Annotated in this window: 1 protein-coding gene; it reads left to right on the top strand. The window is 73.0% G+C overall.

The genetic code is table 11. The features are described from left to right. Positions 1 to 224: 224 nt before the first annotated feature. On the top strand, positions 225 to 904 hold a 680-nt coding region (locus B7767_RS37985), incomplete at its 3' end, for a LacI family DNA-binding transcriptional regulator (protein WP_085575962.1).

The following is a 904-nucleotide window of genomic DNA, read 5'->3' on the forward strand; positions in this document are numbered from 1 at the left end:
TGGAGCACGTCTCGGCGACGGCCGGGTACGGCGTGCCGGTGGCGGCTGCCGCGATCGCCCTTCTCGTGGCCCTCTGCACCTTCGTCCTGTTCGGGCCGTCGAACCGCTCCACCGATTCCCTCCCGAACCATTGACGGTCACGGGTCCCGCACATACCTTCACCCGTCGAAGCGCTTCGAAACCGCTTTCTGCATCCCCACGGACCGTGCAGACGAGGACGCCCGATGGTGAAGATCACGGATGTGGCCCGGCGTGCCGGGGTCTCCCCCAGTACGGTCTCGTACGCGCTCAGCGGCAAGCGTCCGATCTCCGACGCGACCCGGCTCCGGGTGCAGGCGGCCGTCCGCGAGCTGGGCTACCGCGTGGACGGCGGTGGCCGGAGCGCGGCCGGCCACCGGTCGAAGGTGCTGGCCCTGGCGGTCCCGATGCGCTCCGGCGTCCACGTGCCGGTGGTCACGCAGTTCGCGGTGTCGGTGGTCACCGCCGCCCGTGCCCACGACCACGACGTGCTGATGCTCACCCAGGGCGAGGGCGAGGAGGGCATCGGGCGCGTCGCGGACACCCGGCTGGCGGACGGGGTGATCGTGATGGACGTACAGCTCCAGGACCCCCGGCTGCCGTTGTTACGCGCGAGGTCCTTGCCGTCCGTGCTGATCGGCGTGCCCGCCGACCCGGACGGGCTGACCTGTGTCGACCTGGATTTCCGGGCGGCCGGTGAGCTGTGTGTGGACCATCTGGCGCGGCTCGGGCACCGGGTGGTGGCGCTGGTCGGCTCACCGCCGGAGGTGTACGTGCGGCGGACCGCGTTCGCGCGGCGGCTGGTGGAGGGCTTCACGGCGGCCGCCGACCGGCACCGGCTCGCCTCGGCCGTGCGTCCGTGCGGGGCCGGCCGGGACGCCGCCCG

The sequence above is a fragment of the Streptomyces sp. 13-12-16 genome (assembly GCF_002114215.1).
Classification (GTDB): Bacteria; Actinomycetota; Actinomycetes; order Streptomycetales; family Streptomycetaceae; genus Streptomyces.